Genomic DNA, 23,298 nt, shown 5'->3' with positions numbered 1-23,298 from the left:
GCCAAGCCATCCCCGCATGTGTTGCAGGCTTATTTCAGCTGATCTGCGGTGTAGTAACCACCGTCGACGAGAACCTGCTTGTAGTTGTCCTTGGTCACGGCAACCGGCTTGAGCAGGTAGGACGGAACAACCTTGACGCCATTTTCATAGGTCTTGGTGTCGTTCACCTCAGGCTCTTTGCCCTGCAGAACGGCGTTGACCATGCCAACAGTAACCTTCGCGAGTTCGCGAGTGTCCTTGAAGATGGTCGAATACTGTTCGCCAGCAATGATCGACTTGACCGACGGAACTTCAGCGTCCTGACCGGAAACGACCGGCAGCGGCTGGTCCTTCGTGCCATAACCAACGCCCTTCAGCGAGGAGATGATGCCGATGGACAGACCGTCATAGGGCGACAGAACAGCGTCAACCTTTGCGTCCGTGTAATAAGCCGACAGGAGGTTATCCATGCGAGCCTGGGCCGTTGCCGGATCCCAACGCAGCGTACCGACCTTGTCCATGCCCATCTGGCCCGACTTTACGACCAGCTTGCCGCTGTCGATGTAAGGCTTCAGAACCGACATCGCGCCATCGTAGAAGAAGAAGGCGTTGTTGTCGTCAGGAGAACCGCCGAACAGCTCGATGTTGAACGGGCCCTTGCCGTCCTTCAGGCCAAGCTTGTCGACGATCGAAGTTGCCTGCAGAACGCCAACCTGGAAGTTGTCGAAAGTGGCGTAGTAGCTGACGTCGCCGCTGTTGCGGATGAGACGGTCATAAGCGATGACCTTGATGCCCTGCTGACCAGCCTGCTTCAGAACGTCCGACAGGGTCGTGCCGTCGATCGAAGCAATCACGAGGACCTTAACGCCCTTGGTGACCATGTTTTCGATCTGGGAAAGCTGATTCGGAATATCGTCGTCGGCGTATTGCAGATCGGTCGTGTAACCGGCTTCCTGCAGCTGCTTGACGATATTGTTGCCGTCATCGATCCAGCGCGCGGAAGACTTGGTCGGCATGGCGATACCGACAGAACCCTTGTCCTGCGCGAAAGCCGGCGCTGCAAAGGAAGCAGCACCGATGGCACAAGCCGCCATCAGCGAAATAATGGACTTCATTAACTCTCTCCCTTGAACCCTCTTTGGTACCCGCTTGTTGCGTTGCACCATAAAATTCATGCCATCAGAGGAAGAAGCCGCATTGCGCCCGTTCCGATCTCGCAACTGCGAAATGGAACAGATGCCGCTCCTCCCCGGCATTCCGCAAATTGTTCTGAATCCATATAACTGTCAAATAGAATAAATCAGTTTACGTATATCAATTATGATATATTAAATCGATACAATAACCATTGAGGGGTATAAACCGGCGAATGAGCAACCAAAAAGTGTATGAGCAGACGCAAACAGCGGATGCGCTCTTCGTCTTCGAAGACAACCCTTTGCTGCGCGCCGGCTTGAAGATGAGCCACCTGCGCATGCTGGTCATGATCGAGGAGCACGGGCAGGTCAGCGCTGCCGCCGCCGCCATGAACATGACGCAGCCGGCGGCATCGCGCATGCTCTCGGAAATGGAAGCAATCGTCAAAAGCCCGCTCTGTCAGAGAGCGTCGCGCGGTGTGGTGCTGACCAAGTTCGGCGAGGCGCTGGCGCGGCGCGCCCGCACCATATTGCTGGAGCTGCGTGAGGCGAGCCGCGAACTCAACCAGATGAAATCCGGCAGCGGCGGATCGGTTTATATCGGCGCCGTCACCGCACCGGCAATCAGCCTGGTCGTGCCCGCCATAAGACGGGCGATGGACACCTATCCCGGTATCGAGATCAACGTGCAGGTGGAAAGTAGCAACGTGCTGGCGCGGGAACTTCTGGCCGCACGTCACGATTTCATCATCGGCCGCATCCCCGATGATTTCGACCCCGGCCTGTTCTCCATCCATGAAATTGGCATCGAGCGCGCCTGCCTGGTGGTTCGCGAGGGCCACCCCCTGCTCCACGGCGAACCCGTGACATTGCAGGATCTGTCCGGTTACGACTGGGTCTTCCAGCCGCCCGGCGCGCTTTTGCGCAGAACGATGGAAGACGTGTTCCTCACTCACGGCGTCGCCATGCCGCGTAACGTCATCAACACGCCATCCGTGGTGCTGACGCTTGCCCTTATCTGCAACACGGATGCAATTGCGCCAATCGCGCAGGACATGGCCGAGTTCGTGGCCGGCCAGCAGGCCGATATCGGCCGCACCCGCATCCTGCCGACGGATTTCGAGCTTGTCGTCAAGCCATACAGCATCATCACCACCAAAGGCCGCGTTTTGCCGCCCAGCGCCCGGCTTCTCTACGATCTGGTTCTGGATGAAAGCCGCAAACTGACGGGCTTTTGAGGAAGGCAAGCCAGACGCCAACTTCGTTGTATATAGAGGCCGGATTTATCGGGACCTGCCCAGGGAATAGCCGCATGCTTTTCGGACAATCCGTCTTCGAGTCGGTCGTTGAAAGACTGAGACAGGAAAAAGAAGACGAAAGCGCCGAGCCGACGCCGCCCGCCGGTCATCGTATTGTGGGTTTCAGCTCTGGCTTCGTCGTGGATACCTATCCGGATGCACCGCAACCGGGAAACGCCAGTCTCGACGCCTATCTGGCCTTTCTGCCGGAGCCCGTTGCGCTTGCCGAGCCCCAGCCGGAACCCCAACCCGAACCTATCCCGGCCCATCTCGAAAAGACCTCGCTCGCGGATGTTTCAGCAGAACTGGCCATCCATGAAACCGACACCGCCGCAACGCTTGCGGAAAAGCGCCGCGCCTTCGCAAGGCTCAATCATCCCGACGGAGTGAGACCGGAATTCCGGCACAATGCGACGCTGCGCATGACAGCGGCAAATCTCCTGATTGACCAGGCGATCCGGATGCTGCGAACCCGTGAACATTTCCAATAGAGGCAGGTAGCGGTTTTACGCCCGGAAAGCTCGCCTCAGCCGGCGTCGTTTCTATCCGTGGGTGCGCTTTCCACTGGTTCGTCTGAATCGTCCCTGGCTGCGTCAGCCTTGCCTGCAGCGTTCTCCTCGCTGGCGGGCTTGAACTTCAGCAACAACTCATAGGCCGCATAGACCGCCACGCCGCCGACAACCGTTCCCCAGAAAAATTCGCGATTGACGAATTCGATGACGGACCAGGCGGCGCAAAAGCCGACGATGAGCAATCTGACCCACAAGCGGCGATAAAGCGGATGGCTCGTATCGATAATCAGCATGGCGTTCCCGTTTCGGGCCTCTCCAGAACATTGCGCAGTTGCGGCATGACGCGCGCGAAAGGCGTTGGCACGTCCAAGGCGTCTTGGCCGTTTCGCATGAAAATTGCAACGCAAATCGACCCCCTACCAATCAGACCCTCGTGAAAGGGAGAGGCAGGGGATTGCCGACCGGCTTGACCGATACCGCTCAGTCCCGCAGGCGTCCAAGCAGGGCCAGCAGCTGGTCACGGGCTTTTTTGCCGCCGATCCGGTCGATCAGCTTTTCCTCGCGGTCACGCCATGCATCGGAAAGGCGCTCAAGAAGGCTGCTGCCCTCATCCGTCATGTCGAGGAAATGAACGCGCCTGTCCTCTTCCGACCTGCGGCGGACAAGCAATCCCTTGCTTTCCATGCTATCGACGATCGCGACGAAATTGGCACGCTGTATGCCAAGTGCCTCGGCCACATCGCTCTGCTTGAGGCCCGGATTGCCGCCGACGATGACGAGAACGGAAAAATCAGCCGGCCGCAATCCCATCTCCGCCAGCACGTCGGAAAAGCCGTTTGCCACGGCAAGTTGCGAGTGCCTCAAATGATAACCGATCGCGGTCGTCAACAATCCATAGTCGATAGCGTTTAAATGTTCCGCCTGCGTGCCGCCGCTTTCGGCCTTTTCCGCCCGTGGCCCGTTGCTATGTGCCAATTGCAAAGCCATCCGATCCCCCGCCTGATTCGTTCCTTAACCCTGCCGGAATGATAACCGACAACAGGACTAAACTGTATCCCAAATAAATGTAGATGATACTAATATTGTATAATAATTTGACAGTTAATACCCATTGCGACAACCCCTGTCTCGTAATCACCATCGGGCGCAAAAGAAAAGTATGATTATTTACCCACCGATTTTTAGGGTCAAATACCGCCTCCCCCGCCTTGTCTGAAAGGCAATACGACAATCAACCCGCCTGTGTACAAAAGTGCCAGAACAGCCGCTGGATGCGGCCGTAAAATACTACTTAAAAGGGAAACGCCTTATCAGGAAGAAACGCAATACCGCAAACAACATACCGCCCTGCTATCGCAAACATGCAGACAGCAGCCCTCGCAGCAACCCACGCTCTCCCCCTCACCGGAAAACAGGCCCCATTTCGTAAATCTTTGATTTTTAGACATTGATGCGGAAAGAAAGCTGGGGTATGAACCAACCGCTGCACGCGATTCAAGCGTGACCGCTGCACCCGTAGCTCAGCTGGATAGAGTGTTGGATTCCGATTCCAAAGGTCACAGGTTCGAATCCTGTCGGGTGCGCCATTTTACGCATTTAACGCGCAAATGCACAGAGGTCACCATTCTGCGGGCGGCATGACACGTCCGCCAGCACGCGGAAACGCCGGGCCACATTTCGAGGGAAAAGAACGGAAAACGGCTGATCGTCTCACAGCCGCGCTTCGTTGGTTTTCTTACAATATTCATGCCGGCTACAGGAAATGTCAGTCGGCAAAACATTGACGAGGGCTGTTGCCCCCGTCCCCATCGATCAGTGACAACGTCAAAGAGAGCGTGTCATCCACCCCGGGCAAAAGACCGTGGCTTTCGCACCGCCGCCCATCGCTGAATTATGGAAGCCATGACGGCAAGACCGGCCATGACGGTGAACGCCGTGGAAATATCGCGATAGGTCACGGCAAAACCGAACCGGGCGATCCAAGGCTGGCTTGCCAGCGGCGATATGAAATGCCCGAGAAACATCGATGCCGTAACGACGCCGGCAATACGCCCGCGCAACCGCAGCGGCGCAAGCATGATCGTCGTGGACATGATAGCCGGCATCACAGCACCGAGGCCAAGGCCCACCACCGCAAGCGCCGAAAGCATGGAAACCAACCCGTCTGCCGCGGCAAGCAGCGCAAAACCCGTTGCCATCAACACCAGCCCGACCGCCAGAATAACGGTCACGCCAATCCGCGCCCCCAACCGACCGAAGTTGAGCGCCATCAGCGCGCCCGCCAGATTGAAGATGCCGATGGCGTATCCGGCAACGCTGCCGGAAAACAGCCCAAGCTCCCGCAGGAAAAACGGCAATTGCGAGGGGATGGTGTAAAACAGGGCGTTGACGAGAAATGCCGCCAGTGCCAGCACGGCCACCAGAAACCAGTTGACCGCAAAAGCCTGTTCGCCGCCGTTTTTAACGTGGCTATTGTTTCTTGCCGGCTCCCGCAAAAACAACAGTGCCGCCGGCAGAATGAGCAGCGCCACGGCATAGACCGCGAAGGGCGCGCGCCAGTGAACATCCGCCAGCAAGCCGCCCGCCACCACGAAAACGACACCGCCAAGCTGGGTGAAGGCCTGTTGCAGGCCGAGATAACGCTCCCGCGCCGGGCCTTCGAAATAATCGCCCACCAGCGCCGTGCCGATCGTCATGATGCCGCCGATCGCAAACCCCAGAAAGGCCCGGCCAACGAGCAGGCCCGCAAGACTATCGGCAAAAAGCCCGGACATGCCGGAAAGGCTGTAAAGCAGGATCGCGCCGAGCAGCAGCCGCTTGCGGCCGAACCGATCCGCCAGCACGCCGGCGACCGGCGCGCAAAGAGCCACGAAAACCGATGGTAACGTCAGCACCATGCGGCTCATGATCTCGACATTCGGCGTCGACAGGAAGCTCTGTTCGATGGCGGGCAGCGAGGGCGCAACCGTGGTTCCGGCCATGATGGTGAGTGTGGCGACGAACAGAAGAGTGAGTTTCAGCGACGGGGAATTGTCAGTCATTCTCAAGCCCCTTTGTAGGGTGTTGCGGAACGCGCCTTATTCAACGCATGCGCCCACCAGCCCAGCTTGCCCATCATCGTTTCCAGCGCGCTTGCCGCTGGCGCTCCGGGGTCGAACTGCCCGGCGGCATCGACACGGTCCCAGGGATTTGCAAAGCTGACGACATCGCGGATCGTCGTTGCATGCAGTTCCGCAAACACGGGGCGAAGCTGCTCGACAGCGCGCAGGCCGCCGGAAATCCCGCCATAGGAAACGAAGGCCACCGGCTTGGCGCCCCATTCGTCATAGGCGGAATCGATCAGGACCTTCAGCGCGCCGGGGTAGCTGCGATTATATTCCGGTGTGACGACGATGAAGGCATCGGCGGCATCAAGGCTTTCACGAAGTTGCCGCACGGAGGCGCGGTCGGGCGTGTGGCCCTGCGGCAAATCAAGTTCGCGCGGGTCGAGCACCGCAAACTCGATCCCCGGCAATGCGCCGAGTTGCTCCTGCAGCCATTTGCCGATGACATCGCAGAACCGCGGATTGCGGGCACTGCCAAAAATGATCCGGATGGAGAGTGTATTATCGCTCATGGAACGTCCTTCAGTAATGTTCCACTCCCTGATAATTCCTCAACTATAGTTGAGGTCAATGGCCGCAACGAAAAAAAGCGGCAGGCGTTGAGCCTGCCGCTTTCAACTCAATGTCGCTGGGAGCGCTCGCGGTAGCGTCAGGCGGCCGCGCGCCGCAATGCCGTTGCAACCGTGTGGATATGGGCAGCGCCAATGCCGCAGCAGCCGCCGATCATGGTTGCGCCGGCATCCGCCCAGGAGCAGGCGAACCGCGAATAGACATCGTCGGTCAGGTCGGTGCGCGTGCCGTGCAGACCTTCATTGGCGGCGGAATCGCCCTGTTCACCTTCGAAGGCATTGGCATAAACGCCGATCTCAAGCGAAACGCCCTTTTCCGCAAAGACGGCGGATGCCGTTTCCACGGCGGCTTTCATGATTTCCGGCTTGCTGCAATTGAACAGCAGGGCAGCAGCGCCAGATTGCGCGGCCCATTCGGCCGCCGCCTTTACCGTTTCACCAGAGCGCAGCGCAGGCTCGCCGCCGCCTGTCGCAGCCGCATCGTCGTTCAACGTGAAGGAAATCCAGAACGGTTTGCCGGTTGCGGCCACGGCTTCCCGCACCGCTTCGCCTTCGGCGATCAGGCTCAGCGTCTCACCCAGCCAGACATCGACGAAGGGCGCGAGATTATCGACCAGCACCTTCAGATAGTCCTGTACCCGCGTTGCATCAAAATTCTGCGGCTCATAGGAGCCGAAGATCGGCGGCAGCGAACCGGCCACCAGCACGTCGCGGCCGGAGGCATCCGCAGCCTCTCGTGCCAGCCTGCCGGAAAGGGCGATCAGCGATGCGCCATCCTTCTGGAAACGCTCCTCGCCGATATGGAACGGCACCAGCGCATAGGAATTGGTGGTGACGACATCGGCACCGGCCTCGATGAATTCCTGATGCACCTGCCGCACGATATCAGGTGAATTGATGAGCGCCAGCGCCGACCATTCCGGTTGTTTCAGCTCGGCGCCGAGCCGCTGCAATTCGCGGCTCATGCCGCCGTCGAGAATACGGATAGTGCCCATGTTCATGCTCCTTGAACGGTTTACCGCCGGACCGGCACCTGCTGTTCGATGAGACCGAAACAGCGGGCGATGATGGCGGTGAGAATGAGATAGAAGACGGTGACGACGATCAGCGGCTCATAAACGAGCAGCGTGTCCTGCCGCACCTTGTAGGCGACGGCGTAGAGGTCCATCACCGTCACGGTAAAGGCAAGCGGCGTGGCTTTGAGCTGCATCACCACCTCGCCCGCAATTGTCGGCAGCGCGATGCGGATGGCGCGCGGCAGCCAGATGCGGCGAATAAGGGTGAAACGGCCCATGCCGAAAGCCCGGCCCGCCTCCAGCTCACCCTTTGGCACAGCCAGCAACGCGCCGCGCAGAACCTCGGCCTCATAGGCCGCGTAATTCAGTGTGAAGCTGACGGCGGCGAAAAAGAAGCCCTCGCGCAGCACCGGCCACATGAAACTCTGACGTAAGCCGGGGATCATCGGCAGAAACGAGCCGACGCCATAATAGAGCAGCCAGAGCTGGATCAGAAGCGGTGTGCCGCGAAAGAAGGTGCAATAGGCGCGCGCCAGAATTTTTGTCACCCGCCCGCCGCTGACCTGCGCGAAGGAAAGCCCTATAGCGAGAAGAAAACCAATGCTGACGGAGATGACGAGCAGCGCCAGTGTTTGCCAGGCACCGGACAGAAGCAGCGGCCAATATTTGGCGATCCATGAAAAATCCATGCAGCTTCCCCTTTATGCCAACGCCGGCTGGCCGCGCCGCACACGGCGCTCCAGCAGCGAAAAGACGAGGTTGGAAACCAGCGTGATGGCAAGGTAAAGCAGGGCTGCGGCAAAAAAGAACAGGAAATATTGCTTGGTGCTGGCCCCCGCCAGCCGTGTCGCAAGCGCCAGCTCCTGATAACCGACAACCGCCACCAGCGCGCTATCCTTCGTTACCGCAAGCCAGAGATTGGCAAGGCCCGGCAGGGCGTTCGGCAACAGTGCAGGCAAGACCACACGGCGGAAACGCAAGGCCGGCGACATGCCGAAGGCGCGCGCCGCCTCGATCTGCCCGTTCGGAATGGCAAGGATCGCACCGCGCAGCACCTCAGTCATATAGGCACCCTGCACGAAACCCAGAACCGCAACAGCGGCAACGAAACCGTTCACTTCCAAAGGCGGCAGGCCTGCCAGTTGTAGCAGCCGGTTCAGGCCATCAGTGCCGGCGTAATAAAGCCCGACTATGAGGATCAGTTCGGGAACGGCGCGGATTGCCGTCGTGTAGAGATTGAGCAGAAGGCCAAGCGGCCTGTTGCCGGAGAGCTTGCCGAGTGCACCGGCAAGCCCGATGACGATGCCGATCAGATAGGCACCGGCGGAAATGGCAAGCGTCGACGCCGCACCCTTCAAAAGGGTGCCGCCCCATCCCGGAGGATAGGGTGACAGCAGTTGCAGCGTGGTTTCAAGGCTTGCCATTTATGTGACCGGTCAGGAGAAATTACTTACCGTAGATATCGAAGCTGAAGTATTTCTTGGTGATCTCGTCATACTTCCCGCTGGCGCGAACGGCGGCGAGAGCAGCGTTCAGCTTGTTCTTGAGTTCGGTGTCGTCCTTGCGCAGGCCGCCGGAAACGCCAAGGCCGAGGATTTCCTTATCATCCGCAACGTTGCCCATGTCGGCGCAGCAGTCCTTGCCGGCATCGCTCTTCACGAAGGCATCGAGAACGAGCGAGTCGCCGAACACATAGTCGATACGGCCGGCTGCGAGATCCTGAAACGCCTCGTCCAGCGTCTGATAGGTCTTTTCGTCTGCGACAGCAGCGAAATATTTCTTGTAATATTCGGACTGGATGGTCGCGACCTGAATACCGATGGTCTTGCCCTTGACGTCTTCCGGCGCCGCACCCGGCTTGCCATCCTTGGCGCCGATCAGCTTGCTCGGCGTGTTGTAATATTTGTTGGTGAAATCGATGACCTTCTCGCGTTCTTCCGTGTTGGACATGGACGACCAGATAACATCGAACTTCTTCGTCTGCAGAGCCGGGATGAGGCCATCCCAGGAAAGCTCGACGATCGAGCATTTTTCCTTCATTTCCGCGCAGACGGCGTCCATGAGATCGATTTCCCAGCCCTGCCACTTGCCGCTGGCATCCTTGGCGAAGAAGGGTGGGTAGGATTCGTTCATGATGCCGAACCGGACATCGGCGCTGGCGGTGAAGGCGGAAACCGCAAATGCCGTTCCGGCAAGCAGCGTGGCGAAGAATTTCATTTAAAGTCTCTCCTGTTAAAACAAACGGCGAAGCGAAACGGCCATCACGCCAGCGCGCCGGTAAATTCCCTGCAACGGGCGCTTACGGGATTGCCGAACACCTGCGCCGGTGGCCCCGCTTCCTCCACACGGCCCTGATGCAGAAACATCACCTCAGTGGAAACATCGCGCGCAAAGCGCATCTCGTGAGTAACGAGCAACATTGTGCGGCCTTCCTCGGCCAGATCGCGGATGACCTTCAGCACCTCGCCCACAAGTTCCGGATCGAGCGCCGAGGTGGGTTCGTCGAACAGCATCACCGCCGGCTCCACGCAGAGCGCGCGCGCAATCGCGGCGCGCTGCTGCTGCCCGCCGGAGAGGAACGCCGGATAGGCATTTTTCTTGTCGTAAAGGCCAACCTTGTTCAGCAGGGCTTCGGCCTTTTCCACCGCCTCCTGCCGCTTGACGCCGAGAACGTGAACAGGCGCTTCGATGACATTTTCCAGAACGGTGCAGTGGGCCCAGAGATTGAAATTCTGGAACACCATGCCAAGCCCTGTACGCAGCTTTTCCACTTGCCGCCAGCTTTTCGGCACAGCCTTGCCGTCCCTGCCAATCTTCATGGCGATCTCCTCGCCATTGACGATGACCCGGCCGCGATCCGGCGTTTCGAGAAAGTTGATGCAGCGCAGGAAGGTACTCTTGCCGGAACCGGACGAGCCGATGATCGATATGACATCGCCTTTGTGGGCCTTCAGCGAAACGCCCTTCAAAACTTCGTGTGTGCCGAAGCTCTTGTGGATGTCATCCGCTTCGAGCGCACAGGCGCCTGTATCTGCCATTTATTGACCTTGCCGATCCGGTTCATTGCGTGTCGAGCAAAATACGGAGCGGTTTTGCGACAGGACATGCATAACAACAAAGACTTAAGCCACGCATGTTTAGCGAAACCCGCTGCAAACGCGCGCAATATCAGGCTCTTTTACACATTTGAAACGAAAAATCATTTCAAAATATCATCCGCAAGCAACGATCTGCGCGATTTGCCCCTGATGCGGCTCGCCACGCTGGCCGCGTTACTGCCAGTCAGGGCCAATTGCGGTTCCGCCTGCGCCTCATCCTCGACAAGGCTGGCATTCGCCTGCAAACGCAGGCCCATCACGGCAACGACGAGGAAAAACCAGACGAAACCGGTACTGAGGAAGAACATCGTTTCCAGAAAGCCGTAGAGCAGGACATAAAGCCAGACGCCGACGTACAACTTCGTCAGCGGGCTTTTGCGCGTGGCCTCATCCATCTTGCCTAGATCGCGAAGCGGCATCAGACAAATCCACGTCAGCACCAGAATAAGACCTGGCACGCCGCCGCCAAGCACAAGGTCGAAATAGCCATTGTGGGAATCCGGCGCCGTCGTTGCCCAGGTATTGTTCTCGGTGAAGCTCGTCATCAGGGTGTCGCTGCGCCAGAAGGCCTGGTAGCCGTATCCGACGATCGGGCTTTGGCGGATATAATCTATCGAGACGGTCCAGATATCGGTTCTGCCGGTGAAACTGGCGTCGATCCCCAGTTTCGTCAGCATCTGTGAAAAGACCGGATCAACGGTCGTGCCGACGATCACCACGGCGAAGGTTCCCAGAAGCACGGTCACAACAGCGTAACGCCATCTGGGCCAGCCCACGATGAACCAGCCCGTGGCGATGATGATCGGCATCAGGCCGAGCGCGGTCTTGCCACCCGACTTGACGAGAAATATCAACGACAGCAACAGCACCGCCAGGCCGCCGATAAGGGACCAGCGCTTGCACAGATAAATCCCGACGATCATTAGCACCGCCATGATCGAGGCTGCCTCGTTCTTGTGACGGAAGACCCCACGCCAGTTGCCTGCGAGGAGCGGCTCCAGCGCATCGCTTGCCTGATGGATCGACCGCGACGGCAGGACAGCAACGCCGAAATAACAGAGGAACAGGATGATCAGCACGCATGTGGCAAGCAGCGTGGTGAAATGCCGCTCGGTGCGCGGCAATTGCAGGAAGCAGCTGGCAAGCACGCAGATGATGGCGCACATGGCAAGCCGCCGCAGCGAAAACACCGGCGCGCCGCCCACCACTGAGGTGAAGATATACCAGCCGAAGATCGCGAGCATCAGCAAACGCGGCGTAAAGACAATGGAAGACGACCGCTCCTTTGCCATGAACGCCACGAAACTGATGAGCAGGATGATCGCGGTGAGCTGGTTGAGGAGGTTGGACCCGGCCGCCATGGCGGACCCCAGATAGGTCGAGGAAAGCGAGATATAAGGCGAGAAGCCGACCGTGAAATAAAAGAACGTCACATAAAACAGTGCATTCCGCCAGGCGACACTCGCCTGCTCATCATGCGCTGCATCCATCAGGTAATTTTCTCTACCTTTTTCCATACTTTCTCACATCGTACCCGATGCTTCGTCTCGGTAAAATGAATATCCCGTCAAAACCCTATTTTTTAGTTATCCATAATACACGGAGGAATAGTAATTCCATTATCGAGGAATGAAGCCCGGGAAATTGAAACGGAACCTGATTTTCGAAGTCAACATATGGATAAGGGTAGAATCTTGACCATATCAAACTTCATCTGTCAAATTTAAGTTGCTGATTTCCCTATTATTGGCTAGACATACGCCCTCGTAAAGGTTGCTTATATCTATTTGACGACAGAGATATTTCGCTACGTTAAGGATATACTGGGGTGATGATCCGAAATTCTGTTTAACGTATATTAACAACTCTGGATATATCTTGGCTTGTTGATTTCATAAACGCGTAAATAGCTGGAAACCGACGGTGGACGTTCCGATACACACCAATATGGACGATAGCAACAACGAAGGGGCGACACAACGCCCGGTTCAGCCAGCTGCGCCCGGCGTTCGACCCATGCGCAGGGACGATCTTCCGGCTGTCGAGGTTGTGCTCAACAGCGCGTTCAAAAAGACCGGGCTTGATAGAAACTTCGACTTCGGCGCTTACGTCGAAACATTGTTTTTCAGCAGTCCTGTGTTTGATCCCGAATACGGTAGCGTTGTCTACGATGCTGGAGAGGGCGGGGTTACCAGCGTTATCCTTGCCGTCCCCATGCGGTTTGTCGCGAACGGAAAACCCATTACCGCAAGGTTGTTATGTGCTTTCGCGTCGAAAGGAAAACTCGGCGCACTCGGCGCCGCGCGCCTGTCCCGCGGCATGCGCGCGACGAAACACGATATGCTGTTTTCGGACACGGCCTCCCCCGTCAGCGCCGATCATTGGCTTGCAATCGGCGGCAGCATGTTGCCGATGGAAAGCCTGCAATGGCACAAGGCGCTCAAGCCTTTCAGCGCGATTGCCCTGCGCATGCCGCGCCGTTCGCAGGTAGTCAAATCCAGGCCCGGACTTATGGCGCTTGGATTTGTGGACCGTATCCTGCGATCGTGGAAAAAGGGCATAAGGCCCAATGAAGTTGCCGGCACCACGGTCAGACCGGTGGATTTCGAGACGTTCCGACGCAACGCGCTGACAATGATCGAGCGTTTTTCCGTCCGCCCGGAATGGTCCCACGAGGAATTCCACTGGCTGATCGAAATGAGTAAAACCAACGGCACCCTTGGTGAATTGAGCAGCCTGGCGATCGAAAATGCCGAAGGCCGCGTCATCGGCGCTGCCCTGTTTTTCGGACAGGCGGGACGGACCGCCTATGTGCTGAACCTCGTCTGCGATGCCGGTCGCGAAAACGACGTGCTCGGTGCGCTATTCCGCCATTTCGATGATGAAAACTATGCCCATGTCACCGGCATGTCGCAGCCGTTTCTCATGAACGCGCTCTACCGTCAGAACCACGTGACCTTCCATCATCGCGGTTATTTCTGCATGGCCACCCGGGATGAAGCCCTCCGGGATCGGGCGCTTGCCGGCGATATCTATATTGGCGGGCTAAGCTCGGAAAGCTGGAGCAAGCTCATCACAGATTTCTAAGGCACTTGCGCCGGTTGTGAAGAAAGTGCCGAGCCTTCTATGCCCCAGTGAAGCGCTGGACATTCGCTGAAATCAGGTGACGCAGCGCCTTCGCGTAACGTTTGGAGCGCGTCTTGGCCGCAAGGGCGCTCGACCAGTCCACCATCGATCCGTTGATATCGAAATCTCCGAGCTGGCCTTCGGGAACGTCACCCTTTTCGATGCGCTCGACGATGGAGCCCAGCGCCGCGTAAAACTCGGGCGAGCGATAGGGCGGATGCAGCGAATACATGCCCTTGCCCGTGCCGAGAAAATCAAGCCGGTATACGCCGATGCGCATCATATTGTCGCTCAGCACCTCTTCGGCAGGCATCGAGACCGGTTGCTGATTATAGGCATAGGAGCGGATGCGCCGTTTGACGTCGGGTCTCAGCAGTTCGAGCGAGCCGATACGCTTGGCGAAACGGTCCATGTCGATCATGAACAGGCGGGTGGAAACGGTGGCGAACCGCCATGTGGGAACGCGGCTCGGCAGCTTGCGCGGTTCGGGAATGTTCTTCACCCCCGGCATGCCGACATGGCGGGAGATATCGAGATCGCCGCGCACGGTGGGCGGCCCGGAAAACGGCGTGATGCAGAGCGCGTCCGGGTTGGCCTTCTGCAGCGCAATGGCTTCGTTGAACCAGCTCTGGCTGCCGCCGCCAAACATCATGTCGCTGTCCATATGCAGCACATAACGGGCGTTGGCACGTTTCAACCCGTGGAAATAAACATGGAAAGGCCCGCCGTCGAAAGCCTTGGCGGGATAAGGAACCTGCGAGCGCGAAAAGAACGTCTCCGCCACCGCACTGCGCGCCGCATCGCTATAGTCGGCAATATCCACATACAGATGCGGATAGTTGGCCTGCATTTCCTCCAGCATGTCAAACAGGCGTTTGCTGGCGGCCTCGAAACCGTCGCCCTTGTAGCGGCCGGCTCCAACCTGGCCGGTATCCACCGTCAGGAGAATACGGTCCACCTGCCCGCCCCAGACCCGCAGCTGATGCGGAACTGTCAGGGCCGCATGCGGTGCGTCGAAGGGATGCAGATTGATTTGCAGCGCCTTTTGTACGGGAGGAAACGGCATTTCAGCAGTCATAATTACGCACCACGGTTCCGGAATTCATTGATGACGGCCATCATGGGTTTTTCGTTGAAGCTCCAGTCGAGCGGCAGCGGCCGGTTCGCGGTGCCATCCCGGCGGGGATAGGCCCAGCGGATCCAGGTATATTGGTCCGAAATGCCCCATGTGGTGATTGAGGAAAGCGGGCCGCCTTCGCACGCCGCTTCGAGAAAATCGCGGACCTGACCGTTTATCAGCATGTCGCGCTCGGCTTCCGGGGCGGGAAGCGTCTGGTCCATCGCATCCAGTTCCGTCACCAGAACGGCAAGACCATAACTGCGCATTTCCTTGGTAAAGGCTGCAAGCTCGTCTTTCGCAATGGGCCAGCCACCGCGCAGATGCCCCTGCAGGCCGATAGCGTTGATCGGAGCGCCTTTCTCTAGCAACTCGAGAATGAGATTGCGGAAGGCCGCGCGCTTGGCCGGCGATTTCTCGACCGCAAATTCCACATCATATTCGTTGAGGACGAGCTGGGCCTTCGGATCGACGGAATGGGCGATGTCAAAGGCCTTTTTGATGGCGTCCGGGCCTGCGCCATAATACCAGGCGTCGCGGCGCGAGCGCACATTGCCGGGCACGTCGGGGATAGGTTCATTGACCACATCCCAGCTGTGTATCACGTCCTTGTACCGCTCCATCACCTTGACGATGTGGGTTTCCATCAACTTCTCGACCTTGGCGCCGCTGCCGATGCTGGCAAGCCAGGGCGCGTTGGAAGCGTACCAGATAAGCGGATGACCATGCATGGTGAGTTTGTTCTGGCGCGCGAAGTTCGCAAGCGCATCGGCAGCGGCAAAATCGAAAACGTCTGCCGAAGGCCGCATGACCTCCCATTTCATTTCAGTAACGGGTGTGATGCGCGAGCAGTATTTGACCACCGCTTCGCCGATGCGGCTATCGGCGGTTAGGTCCGGCAGATAGATGGCCGCACCGTAAGGGGCAATCTTTGTCGACGTTTTCCTGGTCGCGGCAACGCCTTGCCCGGCCATGGCATGCAACAGGCCCGCGCTTGCAGCACCACCCAGAAAATTCCGCCGCCCGATCCGCATTCGCCCGCCTCCACAACCCCGGCGCATCGGCCTGAAAATCGAAAGCGATTTTCGACAGGGACGATGCGCATATCACAACTGTCAGAACGTCGCTGATGCGTCCCAATGGCCGCACGGCGCTCTAATTCTCAAAACATAACATCTTGATCATGCCAAAAGGATATTAAAGATTTGCAAGGTTAACTGACGCTATACCACGTCACAATTGGCGCAAGCCGGCTTAATCCGGTAGTAACTTCAGTGTGAGAATTGTTGACCCGCCCCTGATGGAGTAAAAATATTGGTTTCCGTCTCGATTGTCATTCCCGTTCGCAACGGCGAGCGTTACATCGTGGAAGCGATCGAAAGCGTGTTGTCTCAGGGGAAAACCGTTTGCGAAGTGCTCGTCGTCGATGACGGCTCCACCGACACAACGGCGCAAAAGGTGCAAAGTTTCGCCGATCCCCGCGTAAAACTGCTGGCCCGGCCGCAGGGACGGCAGGGCGTTTCCGCCGTGCGCAATTTCGGCCTGTCGCAGGCGCGCGGTGAATGGACGATGTTTCTCGATGCCGACGACCGCGTGAAGCCGGGCGCGATCGCCGCCCTATGCGCCGGCATCTCCGGACCGGATGTCGTTGCTGTCTACGGCGATTATGAGCGCATTGACGAGAATGGCGCCAAGATCGGGCGGCGCAACCTCATCAGACGGCGGGAAAAACCTGATGGTTTCATCCTCCAGCCGCTTTTGGGCGGAAACTTCATCGTCAATGGCGGCATCATGCTGGTTAAAACCCGCATCTTTCAGGATTTTGGCGGTTTCGACGAGACATTGCGTTATGCGGAAGACTGGTATGGCTGGTGCCGGCTGGCTGCCTCCGGCCGTTTCGCCTATCTGCCCGGCCGCCACGTGCTGGATTACCGGGTGCACAGGACAAGCGTGATGATGAACCGCCTTCTGACCTTCCGGGATTGCGAACCGGCGATCGAAGCAGTGTTTTCCGATCCCGCCATCGTCGCCGCCATTGCGCCGCAGGAATTGCGCCGGCTTCGCCGCAAATCCGAAAATCACATGAATGCCTATACCGTGGCGCAGGCCTTTCGCGCCCGGCGCTATCGCGAGGCCTTTTCGGCGCTTGCCGATACATTTGTCAATCGCCCGCGCCAGAGCCTACGCGCCGTCGTGTTTTCCGCCGCAGCCCTTGCCGGAATTTAGGAGTGTCCATGTCCGAAATCATGCCGGAAGCGGTGGTGTGCATTCCGAGTTTCCGCAGGCCTGCAGGTTTGCAGAAGACGCTGAACTCGCTGGCAGCCCAGAAGGTCGATTTCCCCTTCGCCATCGTCGTCGTCGATAATGACGGGGTGGGCCAGGCGGGGCTGGCCGTCGCGCGCGCTTTTTTTGCCGAGAGCGGAATGATGGGCCAGACGCTGGTCGAGCCGACGCAGGGCAATTGTTACGCCATCAACACGGCATTCCGCACGGCGCGGCAGAGCTATCCATCCGCGCACTGGTTTCTGATGATCGATGACGACGAAGCGGCCTCGCCCGTCTGGCTCGCTGAAATGGTCTCTGCCGCAAAATCCTTCGGCGTCGATATCGTCGGCGGGCCGGTCGATCGCGAATTCGATGCGCCCGCACCCAAGGCGGTTCTGGCACACCCGCTGTTCGGCTCCATCGAGGCGCCGACCGGCGTAGTCGATCAAATCCATGGGTCCGGCAATTGCCTGATCTCAAGGCGGGTTTTCGAAACGCTGGAAAAGCCGGAATTCGATGTACGGTTCAACTTCCTCGGCGGCGGCGACATGGATTTCTTCACCCGTTGCCGAAAGGCGGGTTTCAAATTCGCCTGGAACGCTCAAGCCCTCATCATCGAATATGTGCCGGAAAACCGCATGGCGCCGCGCTGGATCATGGAGCGCTCGCTCCGAACAGGGATCATCAATTACAGCATCGACCGCGCCCGACGCCCCGGCCTGAAGGGCGGGCTGCTACTTGCCGCCAAAAACGTTGTCAGCCTGTGCCTGTCACTGGTCCGCGCCGTTTCCGCATTCCTGAAAACCGGTGCGCTGCTGCCCGCCACGCATCCACCGCTGATGTCCATCGGCCGCGTCATGGCGAGCCTCGGTATTACGCTCACGCCCTATAAGGCGCCGGCGAAAAAGGCCTAAACACGGGCTCGTTCCGGCAGTTAATATCAGCTTTTCAGCTCAGGGTTTTTTCCCTGCGCAAAGAGATCCCATTCACATGCCGTTTCTGGGAAGCGAATGACGAAAAAACGGCTGCAAGAATGAGAAGCGGCACAAGAACCGGCCAGAAGAAACAAAGGATGATACCGGTCACCCGGTAAAAGTCCCAATCCTTGTCGCGGCGGGCGCCTTCTATATAGGTCATGGCAAGAGAAGTAACGGTGCCAATCCCATATACGAAAAGAGAAATGGACGTAATTACCATCGCTGTCCTCAATATATTTCTGATTCGAATAAATATGTAATATCCGCTCAGTGTACCGCCGTTACGCCCACTTGCAACGATTTTCCGCGGAAAGACGCTTCCACCCCGATACGTTAGAGCGACCTCATATAGCGCGACTCCATATGATGATTGCATGCGCCGGCAGATGCCGCTCACATGATATCGATCCTGAACCGGCCGGACGGTCAGGGGCAATTCCGTAAAGAATCTATGAGAATGCGCAGATTTCAGACCTTGCCGGCCCCGAACCCGTAGCGATGCTTCAGCAGCGAATATATGGCGATGGGATTGGTCAGCAGGTAGCGCTTGCCGAGACGCCTCGGCTCAAGCATGGCCCTGTAGAGCCATTCGAGCCCCATATCCTGCATCCATTGTGGCGCCCTGCTGTTCTTGCCCGCGAGAAAATCGAACAGACCGCCGCAGGTCTTGATCACCGCAATGTCGGAAAGCCTGTCGAGATTGCGCGCGACGAAACGTTGCTCCAGCGGTATGCCGAAGCCCACCCAGAGAATATCGGTCTGCGATGCGACGATATCGGCAAGGATCGCCTCCTCGTCGCCGGGTCTGAAATAACCATTGCGCCGACCGGCAAAAACAAGCCGTGGATAGAGCTTTTGCATTTCCTCGACTGCCGCGCGGTTCACCTCTTCGGAACCGCCGAGAAAATAGAACCGCGTGCCGGTCGCCTCAGCCCTCCGGGCCACCGCATGAACGAGATCCGTCGTCGCCACACGTTCCCGCAGCGCTCTTACGCAGAACTGGCGGGAAAAGATCACCAGCGACATGCCGTCGGCATGAATCTGGTCCGCCTGCCGCAGCAGGGCTTCGAATTCCTTGTCTTGGTGACAGAGTGCGATGACCTGACCGTTCGCCGATGTCGAATAGAACGGCTTTGCGCCGGCCGCGCGTTCACGTTCCGCCCGCAGGATAAAATCCTGCGCCGTCTCTTCGATGGTCGCATCGGTGATGGGCAAAGCCGCAAGCGGAACAACCGGCCAGTGTGTGCCAGGCCCTTCCGCATGCGGGACATCTCTCCCTGTCATATTCTGTCCGGTGTCCAAGATAGGCATCGTTTCACTGTTATATTCACGCATAGGATTAAGGTATAAGGCTTCAAACACTACGAATAACTATCATTAATATTCTTATAAATCTGACGCTTGAATCAAACAATTATACGCCCGGGGGTTGAGTGACCACCCCAACCTCTCCTCACCCTATTCCGGTTTTGCGGTTGATGGGTTAAGGGACGACGAAACCACACCATAGAAAAGGTCCCGGCCATGGAAACCATATCGATCGACAACCGCGGCGATTTCGGCCTTTGGGCCATCGAACGGGCAAAGGAAATCGTCGCCAACGAGGCGTCCGATCTTGCCGTTTCGGTCCGTGACGGCGACGAGACAGGCATTCGCGATGCGGGTAATGCGCTGGGTGCCGCCATCGCCGCCGCCCTGCTCGAAGTCTATGACGGCCTGATGTCCGAGGAATAAGCGCGCGCGGTCGCAGCCCTCAGGCGTAGCGTTCCGCGTGATCTGTCCGGCGCAGAAAACCCAAAAGCCCAAGTGCGATGGCAATTCCGAGACCAAGGAACAGACCGCCCACGCCACCGGCGATCAGGAAGATCAGCTTGCCGGGCGGCCAGCTTCTGGAATTGGGCGCTACCGGCTGCGAAATCACCCGCACATTGGTGGAATCGATTGTCTGCTGCTCGGCGATCTGACGTGAGCGATTGAGATAGGTCTCGTAGATCGCGGCAGCTGAGTTGGCGTCTCGCTCCAGATCGCGCAGCCGCACCTGCGCCTCATTGTCGGTGAAGACATTGGCGCGTTCCGCAACCGCCTTCAGCCGCAGGGCATCAAGCGAGGAGCGGGCCTCGGCCACATTGGTCTTCGCCGCCAGCAAAATCCGCTGCGCCTCATCCGCAATGCCGCGTTCCAGCATATCGCGTTCCGCCCCCGCCGTCGCCAGACGCGGATGGCGGGCGCCATAGGTCAGCGTCATCGCCCCAATCTGCTGCTGCAAGGTGCTGTATTGCGCACGAATGGTGTTCATGGTCTGGCTGTCGAAGATCGCGTCGCTCTGGGTGCGGTTCTGGGCAATCGCCGCCTGCATCTGCTTGAGGCGCGACTCCTCCTGAATGACGCGCTGCTGCGCGGCAAGAACCTGCGCATTCAGCTCGCCGGATGCCAGATTGCTGACCAGCTGGCCGTTATTCTCCTGCAGGCCGTTTTCGCGGCGGAAATCGGCGACGCGCTTTTCGGCAACCGTCACGTTCTGGCGCATTTCCTCAAGCCGCTTCTTGAGATCATCGACAATACGCAGGCTGCTGTCGGAGGTCGTCTGGAACAACTCGCTTTCGAAAGCCTTCACCATCGCCTTCGAGACTGTCACGGATTTGTCCGGATCATTGGTCCAGACCGCAAGCGTCACCACGAAGGACCGCGGATCCCGTTCCGCCGCAACCCGTTCGCCCAGCGAACGAAGCGCGCCGACCTTGTTGTCACCATCTTCCGGCTTGGGTGAAAAAAATGCTTTCAGCCGCGCAAGAGGCGGTGGGGATATGAATTCCGGGTCCTCATCCAGTTTCAACTCGTCCACCACCCGCGCCAGCACGTTGCGCGACGTGACGGTGCGCAGCTTGCTCTCCACTTCGAGAATCTGCGTGTCGCGCTGCTGGTTGGGCGAAAACACCCCGTCATTGACGACATTCAGGTTGGAGGGATTGACGACGATATCCGTATAGGCGGTGTAACGCGGCGGCGTCATGTAGGCATAGGCGAGTGCAGCGGCGACGCAGAGAATGATCGCAAGCACAATCCAGACGATCCCGGCACGCAGCCAGCCGAGCACCTCGTCGACACCGATCCGGTCGATATATTTCAGGCCCGGCAGCGTGGCCGCGAAACTGTTGCTTGGCGATGTCGGCCTTGTGGGCTTTTCAGCCGGAGCGGGTTCGGCAACGGCAGCCGCCGGCTTCGGCTCAAGATGCTCTTTCAGCACCGTGCGCTCGAAAACCTCATCCTCATCCACCAGATCGTCCAGCAGGGAACCGTGGGGTCTGGCGGCGGGCGCCGCTTTTTCATCCAGCGGACGTGCCTGCTTATGTCCCGCCTTTTGAAGCCTGTACATCAGCCAATCCAACTTGAACGAACCACAAAAAAGGCCTGCAACAGATGGTTTTCATCGTCGCCAGAACCACTATTAACCGGCAAGTCTAGATATAACGGGTGAATTTTAGGTTACCCGCATCATCCCCCGCCATCATCACCTATTCGCCGCGTGCATGAAAGAGATGATTGACTTGAATGGATCGATACGGTTCTTTCTGGCGTTATATTTTTGTATTATCCATTTGAACCTCAAAGATTTTATCGAAACGGAGTTTGGCATGAGCCTGAAATTTGGAACGAGCGGCCTTCGCGGCCTGTCTGTCGATCTGAAAGGAAAGGCCTCGGCCGTCTACGCAACGGCATTTGCAAGGCACCTTCTCACATCGGGTCAGGCAAAGGCGGGCGACCCCATCCTCGTGGCCCGCGATTTCCGCGATTCGAGCCCGGATGTTTCCGCAACCTGTATCGCCGCGCTGAAAAAAGCCGGCCTCACGCCGCTCGATTGCGGCACGGTGCCGACACCGGCACTGGCGCTTTACGGACTTTCCCTCAAGGCCGGCGCGCTGATGATAACGGGTTCGCATATTCCGGCCGACCGCAACGGCATCAAGTTCTACCGCCCGGACGGCGAAATCGACAAACAGGACGAAACGGCGATCGCCGCACTCGCAGCCGAAGTCGAGGCTGAAGGGATTAACGACGAGGCCGCAACGGCGGACGACCATGCCGCAATTGCAGCCGAGCTCTTTTATGAGCGCAATGCCGCACTCCTGCCGGAAAAGGCGCTGTCGGGCCTGAAGATCGGCGTTTACCAGCACAGCACGGTGGCGCGCGATCTGTTCGTCGACGTTCTCGCCCACTATGGCGCCGAAGTTGTGTCGCTCGGCCGTTCCGAGACCTTCATTCCGGTCGATACCGAGGCGGTCTCCCCTGAAACGCTGGAGCTTCTCAAAAAATGGGCGCCGGAACACGGCCTCGATGCCATCGTTTCCGCCGATGGTGACGGCGACCGGCCCCTGCTTGCCGATGAAAACGGCGTGCCGCTGCGCGGCGACCTGATCGGATTGATTACGGCGAATTTTCTCGATGCCGGCGTGGTCGTCACCCCCGTCACCTCCAATTCCGGCATTGAGGCGAGCGGTTCGTTCAAGGTCATCCGCACCAGGGTCGGTTCGCCTTTCGTGATCGCCGGCATGGCACAGGCCCTTGCCGAAGGAAACAACGGCGTCATGGGGTTCGAGGCCAATGGCGGCCTTCTGACAGCCTCCACCTTCACATTGAACGGCAAACCGCTATCGCCCCTGCCGACGCGGGACAGCTTCCTGCCCATCCTCGCCGTATTGCTTCTCTCCGCCGAGCAGAAAAAGCCGCTATCGCAGATTGCCTCCGCCTATAACCTGCCGGTCGCGGCTGCCGATCGTCTGGAAAACTTCGCACAGGAAAAGAGCGCTGCCCTGATGACGCATCTGCGCGCCTCGCGGGATAATCTCGAGACCTTCCTCGCCCCCGTGGGCACGGTCAAGGCGCTGAGCGACATTGACGGCCTGCGCGTGGCGCTGACAGACGGCAGCACCATCCATTTCCGCCCTTCCGGCAATGCTCCGGAAATGCGCTGCTACGTCGAGGCCGCCAATCAGGACGACGCCGAAACGCTGCTGAGCAGGGGCCTCGATCTCATCCGCAACTTTGGATGAGTGGATGGCGCCGAACGCTTGAAGCGGACGGCCACCATGAATGTCCCAGTGTC

Annotated in this window: 22 protein-coding genes and 1 tRNA gene; 8 read left to right on the top strand and 15 right to left on the bottom strand. The window is 58.3% G+C overall.

Annotated elements, in window-relative coordinates:
• Positions 1 to 29 precede the first annotated feature (29 nt).
• Positions 30 to 1,094 carry a sugar ABC transporter substrate-binding protein ChvE gene (chvE, locus tag ACQZ45_RS09915; protein ID WP_003513717.1) on the bottom strand — a complete coding sequence of 355 codons (1,065 nt, stop codon included), beginning with the start codon at positions 1,092 to 1,094 and terminating at the stop codon, positions 30 to 32.
• A gap of 254 nt (positions 1,095 to 1,348) precedes the next feature.
• Between chvE and ACQZ45_RS09910 the strand changes: the two genes are divergently transcribed.
• The gene (locus ACQZ45_RS09910; RefSeq protein ID WP_003513718.1) at positions 1,349 to 2,353 is read left to right on the top strand and encodes a LysR family transcriptional regulator; all 1,005 of its coding nucleotides are present in this window, start codon (positions 1,349 to 1,351) and stop codon (positions 2,351 to 2,353) included.
• A 74-nt stretch (positions 2,354 to 2,427) separates the two neighbouring features.
• On the top strand, positions 2,428 to 2,904 hold the full coding sequence (locus ACQZ45_RS09905; RefSeq protein WP_065687108.1) for a hypothetical protein: 477 nt from the start codon (positions 2,428 to 2,430) through the stop codon (positions 2,902 to 2,904).
• A gap of 35 nt (positions 2,905 to 2,939) precedes the next feature.
• Here the strand turns inward: ACQZ45_RS09905 and ACQZ45_RS09900 are convergent, their stop codons facing one another.
• Positions 2,940 to 3,218: a hypothetical protein gene (locus tag ACQZ45_RS09900; RefSeq protein WP_111783630.1), complete on the bottom strand. Its 279-nt coding sequence runs from the start codon at positions 3,216 to 3,218 to the stop codon at positions 2,940 to 2,942.
• Between the two features lie 187 nt (positions 3,219 to 3,405).
• Positions 3,406 to 3,912 carry a MarR family winged helix-turn-helix transcriptional regulator gene (locus tag ACQZ45_RS09895; protein ID WP_003513721.1) on the bottom strand — a complete coding sequence of 169 codons (507 nt, stop codon included), beginning with the start codon at positions 3,910 to 3,912 and terminating at the stop codon, positions 3,406 to 3,408.
• A gap of 522 nt (positions 3,913 to 4,434) precedes the next feature.
• On the opposite strand from ACQZ45_RS09895, the gene ACQZ45_RS09890 reads away from it, so the two are divergent.
• A tRNA-Arg gene (locus ACQZ45_RS09890) sits at positions 4,435 to 4,511 on the top strand.
• A gap of 252 nt (positions 4,512 to 4,763) precedes the next feature.
• On the opposite strand, the gene ACQZ45_RS09885 is transcribed toward ACQZ45_RS09890, so the two are convergent.
• From ACQZ45_RS09885 to uppW, 8 genes are all read right to left on the bottom strand, one after another.
• Positions 4,764 to 5,966, bottom strand: a complete 1,203-nt coding sequence (locus ACQZ45_RS09885) for an MFS transporter (RefSeq protein WP_003513815.1) — start codon at positions 5,964 to 5,966, stop codon at positions 4,764 to 4,766.
• A 2-nt stretch (positions 5,967 to 5,968) separates the two neighbouring features.
• On the bottom strand, positions 5,969 to 6,541 hold the full coding sequence (locus ACQZ45_RS09880) for an NADPH-dependent FMN reductase (RefSeq protein WP_003513816.1): 573 nt from the start codon (positions 6,539 to 6,541) through the stop codon (positions 5,969 to 5,971).
• A 137-nt stretch (positions 6,542 to 6,678) separates the two neighbouring features.
• Positions 6,679 to 7,593 (bottom strand): homocysteine S-methyltransferase family protein, encoded by a 915-nt coding sequence (locus ACQZ45_RS09875; RefSeq protein WP_065662173.1) that lies wholly within the window; start codon positions 7,591 to 7,593, stop codon positions 6,679 to 6,681.
• A 20-nt stretch (positions 7,594 to 7,613) separates the two neighbouring features.
• Positions 7,614 to 8,303: an ABC transporter permease gene (locus tag ACQZ45_RS09870; protein ID WP_113292462.1), complete on the bottom strand. Its 690-nt coding sequence runs from the start codon at positions 8,301 to 8,303 to the stop codon at positions 7,614 to 7,616.
• Positions 8,304 to 8,315: 12 nt separating this feature from the next.
• A complete protein-coding gene (locus ACQZ45_RS09865) occupies positions 8,316 to 9,038 on the bottom strand; it encodes an ABC transporter permease subunit (protein ID WP_113292461.1) in 723 nt (240 codons plus the stop codon).
• A gap of 22 nt (positions 9,039 to 9,060) precedes the next feature.
• Positions 9,061 to 9,831, bottom strand: a complete 771-nt coding sequence (locus tag ACQZ45_RS09860; protein WP_003513835.1) for a transporter substrate-binding domain-containing protein — start codon at positions 9,829 to 9,831, stop codon at positions 9,061 to 9,063.
• 44 nt (positions 9,832 to 9,875) lie between these two features.
• Positions 9,876 to 10,652 (bottom strand): ABC transporter ATP-binding protein, encoded by a 777-nt coding sequence (locus ACQZ45_RS09855; protein ID WP_448742239.1) that lies wholly within the window; start codon positions 10,650 to 10,652, stop codon positions 9,876 to 9,878.
• A gap of 161 nt (positions 10,653 to 10,813) precedes the next feature.
• Positions 10,814 to 12,229, bottom strand: a complete 1,416-nt coding sequence (uppW, locus tag ACQZ45_RS09850; protein WP_113292464.1) for a Wzy-type polysaccharide biosynthesis protein UppW — start codon at positions 12,227 to 12,229, stop codon at positions 10,814 to 10,816.
• A 499-nt stretch (positions 12,230 to 12,728) separates the two neighbouring features.
• On the opposite strand from uppW, the gene ACQZ45_RS09845 reads away from it, so the two are divergent.
• Entirely contained in the window at positions 12,729 to 13,799 is a 1,071-nt protein-coding gene (locus ACQZ45_RS09845; protein ID WP_448742250.1) for a GNAT family N-acetyltransferase, read from the top strand.
• A gap of 37 nt (positions 13,800 to 13,836) precedes the next feature.
• On the opposite strand, the gene uppG is transcribed toward ACQZ45_RS09845, so the two are convergent.
• Complete coding sequence (gene uppG / locus ACQZ45_RS09840) at positions 13,837 to 14,916, bottom strand: polysaccharide biosynthesis glycosyltransferase UppG (protein ID WP_080797867.1); 1,080 nt, start codon at positions 14,914 to 14,916, stop codon at positions 13,837 to 13,839.
• A 2-nt stretch (positions 14,917 to 14,918) separates the two neighbouring features.
• The gene (uppI, locus tag ACQZ45_RS09835) at positions 14,919 to 15,989 is read right to left on the bottom strand and encodes a polysaccharide biosynthesis UDP-hexose transferase UppI (protein WP_003513843.1); all 1,071 of its coding nucleotides are present in this window, start codon (positions 15,987 to 15,989) and stop codon (positions 14,919 to 14,921) included.
• Between the two features lie 280 nt (positions 15,990 to 16,269).
• Between uppI and uppH the strand changes: the two genes are divergently transcribed.
• Both uppH and uppJ read left to right on the top strand, forming a co-directional pair.
• Positions 16,270 to 17,181 carry a polysaccharide biosynthesis endo-1,4-beta-xylanase UppH gene (uppH, locus tag ACQZ45_RS09830; RefSeq protein WP_013636689.1) on the top strand — a complete coding sequence of 304 codons (912 nt, stop codon included), beginning with the start codon at positions 16,270 to 16,272 and terminating at the stop codon, positions 17,179 to 17,181.
• 8 nt (positions 17,182 to 17,189) lie between these two features.
• Positions 17,190 to 18,134: a polysaccharide biosynthesis UDP-hexose transferase UppJ gene (gene uppJ, locus ACQZ45_RS09825; protein WP_113292187.1), complete on the top strand. Its 945-nt coding sequence runs from the start codon at positions 17,190 to 17,192 to the stop codon at positions 18,132 to 18,134.
• A gap of 531 nt (positions 18,135 to 18,665) precedes the next feature.
• Here uppJ and uppL read toward each other — a convergent pair.
• Positions 18,666 to 19,481: a polysaccharide biosynthesis UDP-hexose transferase UppL gene (uppL, locus tag ACQZ45_RS09820; protein WP_034502051.1), complete on the bottom strand. Its 816-nt coding sequence runs from the start codon at positions 19,479 to 19,481 to the stop codon at positions 18,666 to 18,668.
• 240 nt (positions 19,482 to 19,721) lie between these two features.
• On the opposite strand from uppL, the gene ACQZ45_RS09815 reads away from it, so the two are divergent.
• The gene (locus ACQZ45_RS09815) at positions 19,722 to 19,931 is read left to right on the top strand and encodes a hypothetical protein (RefSeq protein ID WP_003513853.1); all 210 of its coding nucleotides are present in this window, start codon (positions 19,722 to 19,724) and stop codon (positions 19,929 to 19,931) included.
• A 19-nt stretch (positions 19,932 to 19,950) separates the two neighbouring features.
• Here the strand turns inward: ACQZ45_RS09815 and uppM are convergent, their stop codons facing one another.
• A complete protein-coding gene (gene uppM, locus ACQZ45_RS09810; RefSeq protein ID WP_003513855.1) occupies positions 19,951 to 21,570 on the bottom strand; it encodes a polysaccharide biosynthesis protein UppM in 1,620 nt (539 codons plus the stop codon).
• A gap of 259 nt (positions 21,571 to 21,829) precedes the next feature.
• Between uppM and uppO the strand changes: the two genes are divergently transcribed.
• Entirely contained in the window at positions 21,830 to 23,245 is a 1,416-nt protein-coding gene (gene uppO, locus ACQZ45_RS09805; protein ID WP_113292193.1) for a polysaccharide biosynthesis phosphomannomutase UppO, read from the top strand.
• Positions 23,246 to 23,298 lie beyond the last annotated feature (53 nt).

Source organism: Agrobacterium sp. 16-2014-1-2a, from assembly GCF_053522705.1.
This window is presented reverse-complemented; position numbering and strand designations above follow the sequence as displayed.